Annotated in this window: 4 protein-coding genes; all 4 read right to left on the reverse strand. The window is 72.3% G+C overall.

The features are described 5' to 3' along the window. Positions 1–7: 7 nt before the first annotated feature. The 4 genes from ACFWY6_RS44880 to ACFWY6_RS44895 all read right to left on the reverse strand — a co-directional run bounded on the left by ACFWY6_RS44880 (position 8) and on the right by ACFWY6_RS44895 (position 2,921). Positions 8–259 carry a hypothetical protein gene (locus ACFWY6_RS44880; RefSeq protein WP_384703550.1) on the reverse strand — a complete coding sequence of 84 codons (252 nt, stop codon included), beginning with the start codon at positions 257–259 and terminating at the stop codon, positions 8–10. A 255-nt stretch (positions 260–514) separates the two neighbouring features. Continuing rightward, positions 515–1,237, reverse strand: a complete 723-nt coding sequence (locus tag ACFWY6_RS44885) for a helical backbone metal receptor (RefSeq protein WP_384703553.1) — start codon at positions 1,235–1,237, stop codon at positions 515–517. A gap of 13 nt (positions 1,238–1,250) precedes the next feature. Next, on the reverse strand, positions 1,251–1,823 hold the full coding sequence (locus ACFWY6_RS44890) for an XRE family transcriptional regulator (protein ID WP_361824847.1): 573 nt from the start codon (positions 1,821–1,823) through the stop codon (positions 1,251–1,253). Positions 1,824–1,928: 105 nt separating this feature from the next. Further along, positions 1,929–2,921, reverse strand: coding sequence for a hypothetical protein (locus tag ACFWY6_RS44895; RefSeq protein ID WP_384703556.1), 993 nt, complete (start codon positions 2,919–2,921; stop codon positions 1,929–1,931). Positions 2,922–3,111 lie beyond the last annotated feature (190 nt).

The following is a 3,111-nucleotide window of genomic DNA, read 5'->3' on the forward strand; positions in this document are numbered from 1 at the left end:
CTGCTCGTCAGCGGTGCTCGACGCGCTCACCGACGAGCCGACGGAATGGGTGGCGCGCCTCGCCCCGCCACAGGGCGTGGTTGTCGTTCATGTCGCCGACCGAGAAGTCCGCGGCCCCGTGAGTGTTGTCATCACCGATCGGTGCCTGCTTGCTCTGGCTGACTGCGGGCGCGGCGGCCGCCGCCGTGGCGCTGGCCGCCGAGCCCAGCAGGGCGAGTGCGGCCAGGCCGAGAGCGGTGACAGAAAGACGGATACGCATTTTGCCTCCATTGAGAGTGCGGTTGATCTGCTCCTCACGATTGCCGGGCATACCGTTCGCCGCAACGAGTGGAGATCCATTCGGGTGGCGGGGCGCCGTGTCGGCCCGCAGTTCCTTGACATCGGGCCTGCAGACCACTCGCCCCGACAAGCATCCGCACGAAGGCGGAAGGTCAGGCATACCGGTGGACGATGCCCGCCAGGGACGCGGGGCCTGAACTGGCCAAGCCGAAAGCAGCGTTGGCGCACGAGCAAGTCACGGATCGACTGCTCGCAGCGCCTCGCCGAGCACGCCCGGCGCCTCCCCCAACGACGGTCCGTACCAGGTCAGATGGCGGCCGCTGACCAGCGCCGCGGGGACGGGGAACGACTCGGGGCCGTCTTCGCGCGTGAAGCGGTACGGCTCGTCGGGCAGGACCACCAGGTCGCGTGCCGCGGCCCGCAGCTCCTCCAGCGGGATGCGCGGATAGCGCTCGGTGTGCGTCGCGTACGCGTTGTCGACGCCCAGGCGCCGCAGCAGGTCGCCGGCGAACGTGTCGCGGCCCAGGACCATCCAGGGGCGCCGCCAGATCGGGATCACCGCCCGCAGCCTGACCTCCGGCGCCGGGAGCCGCGCCCACGCCTCTTCCGCCTCGTCAAGCCACCGCGGCCGCCCCGACCCGCACGCGGCGAGCACCCGGGCCAACTCGCGGAAGGCACCCGGCAGATCGCGTACCTCCGTCACGAGCACCTCGATCCCCGCCGCCCGCAGCTCCGCGAGGTCGGGGGCGCGGTTCTCCTCCTCGTTGGCGATCACCAGGTCCGGGGCGAGCGCGACGATGCCGCGTACGTCGGGGTTCTTGGTGCCGCCGACGCGGACCACGTCCAACTCCGCCGGATGGCTGCACCACTCCGTGGCCCCCACCAGCGCGCCCGGCAGGGTGACGGCGACCGCCTCGGTCAGGGACGGGACGAGAGAGACGACCCGGGTACCGGGCATGGCAGGGCCTCCCTCAGCGGCGGGCGTCGTCCGTCGCCTCGATGTGGTCGGCGACGGCCACGACGAGGATCTGGCTGTCGGGCACGGTCGCCCGCCAGCGGTGGCGCACACCGCCGGTCAGATACAGGCTGTCGCCGCGGCCGAGCCGGTGTGCCCTGCCCTCCGCCTCGACCTCGACGGCGCCGCCCACGACGTACATCAACTCGTCGTTGCGGTGCTGGAATTCGCGCCCCTCGTCATGGTCGCCGGAGAACTCGATCGCGTGCAGCTGATGGTGACCGCGCACCAGATTGCGGACGCGGGCGTCGGGCGTCGAGCCCTCCCGGTCGCCCTCGTCGGCGCGCACCAGGTCGACCGTGCAGGCGGGGTCGGCGGCGGCGAGCAGTTCGACGTCGGTGGTAAGGAGGGCGTCGGCAACACGTTGCAGGGAACGCCTGCTGGGCCGCGCCCGTTCGTTCTCGACCTGGCTCAGGAAAGGCACCGAGAGACCGCTGCGCTCGGCCACCACGGCGAGGGTGAGCTGCAGTTGCCGGCGGCGGCGCCGCACGGCCGAGCCCACTCGGAGGGTTTCCTTCTGCTCGTCCATCGCCTCGGCTCCCTTCTGCGCGTCGGTCCACTCTCAACCCTGTTGGGTTTTCTGCACCCTACGCATGTTCGCCAAACGGTTTTGCCCCGTTGCGAGGACCGACGCCTACAGCTTGCGCCAGTAGATAAGCTGCCCCGCCTCTCCGGGAGCCGCCCCTTCCCCCGGAATGAAGAGGCTGACCAGCAAAGCAGGTCTGCCTTGAGGATCGGTCAGGAGCGTCACCGAAGGGTTGGCGAAGGCGGTGCTGCCGCCGTGGGTCCGGATGTCGAGGCGGTCCGCGGTGCCGCTCGCGGGGTCGTAGGCATAGGTCCGCCAGCTCCCGAAGTCGCCGCGCCAACGCTGCCCCTCCACGAGGAGCACCCGCCGCCCGTCGAGCTCGACGGGCGCCCGGTCGCCGAGGTTCCCGCTGTTGCCCCAGGTCTGCAGGGCCCGGTCGAGCCGCCGGTCCGGCTCCGCGTGCCAGTGCCGGAAGCCGGTTAGCGTGGCGCGCAGCTGGCGGTCGGTGTCGCAGCCGGCGCGGTAGTGCCCGGTGAGGTGGATGGTGTCGCCGTGTACGGCGGTGATGTCGGGCGTGCCCTCCGCGCACCGCGAGAGGGTGCGCGGCGCGTCGTAGGCCCGTGCCGCGCGCCCGTCGAGCAGCGCGTCCTCGTCTGCGTATGCGCGCACCGCGATGTGGTTCTTCGGGTCCTTCTCGTACGCGAGGACATATCCACCGCGCCCGTCGTCGGCGAGGGACGCCTGATGGGTGCCGGGGCCGAAGTCGTGGCGGCGCTGCCAGTGCCGCAGATCGCTGGAGGTGGCGACGGCGGCGTGGAAGCGGCCGTCGTCCAGAAGCGTGTGGTAGACGGCCAGATAGCCGCCGTCGGAGCGCTGGGTGATCTGGGCGGCGTCCATGGTGCGGCCGGTGTCGTCCCGGGCGTCGTAGCGGTGCCCGTCGGCGGCGCGCACGTCACCGGCGAGCGCGGCGAACCGTGCGGTGCCGGCGGACGCGGGGGCCGCGCTCGCGGTCGGCATGCGCGAGATGAGCAGCACCCCGATGAGGGCGAGGGCCAGGGTGACCAGCAGCGGCAGGGCCCGGGAGGGGCGGGTGACGGTCACGGGGAAGGGGCTCACAGAGGTTGGCGGGAACCTCACCGAGGTTAAGGAACCGTCCCGTCGACCGGTACGGAAAGCGGGGTGGGATGCGCCACACGGCACGTCCCCCCCCCCCCCCCGCGATCAGCCCGCGGCAGCCTGGAGACGCCCCGGGGGGGGGGAGCCGGGCGGGTTAGAGCGGGGGGGCTGTGGG

Origin of the sequence: Streptomyces sp. NPDC059037 (assembly GCF_042740015.1) — a bacterium.
Lineage (GTDB): Bacteria > Actinomycetota > Actinomycetes > Streptomycetales > Streptomycetaceae > Streptomyces.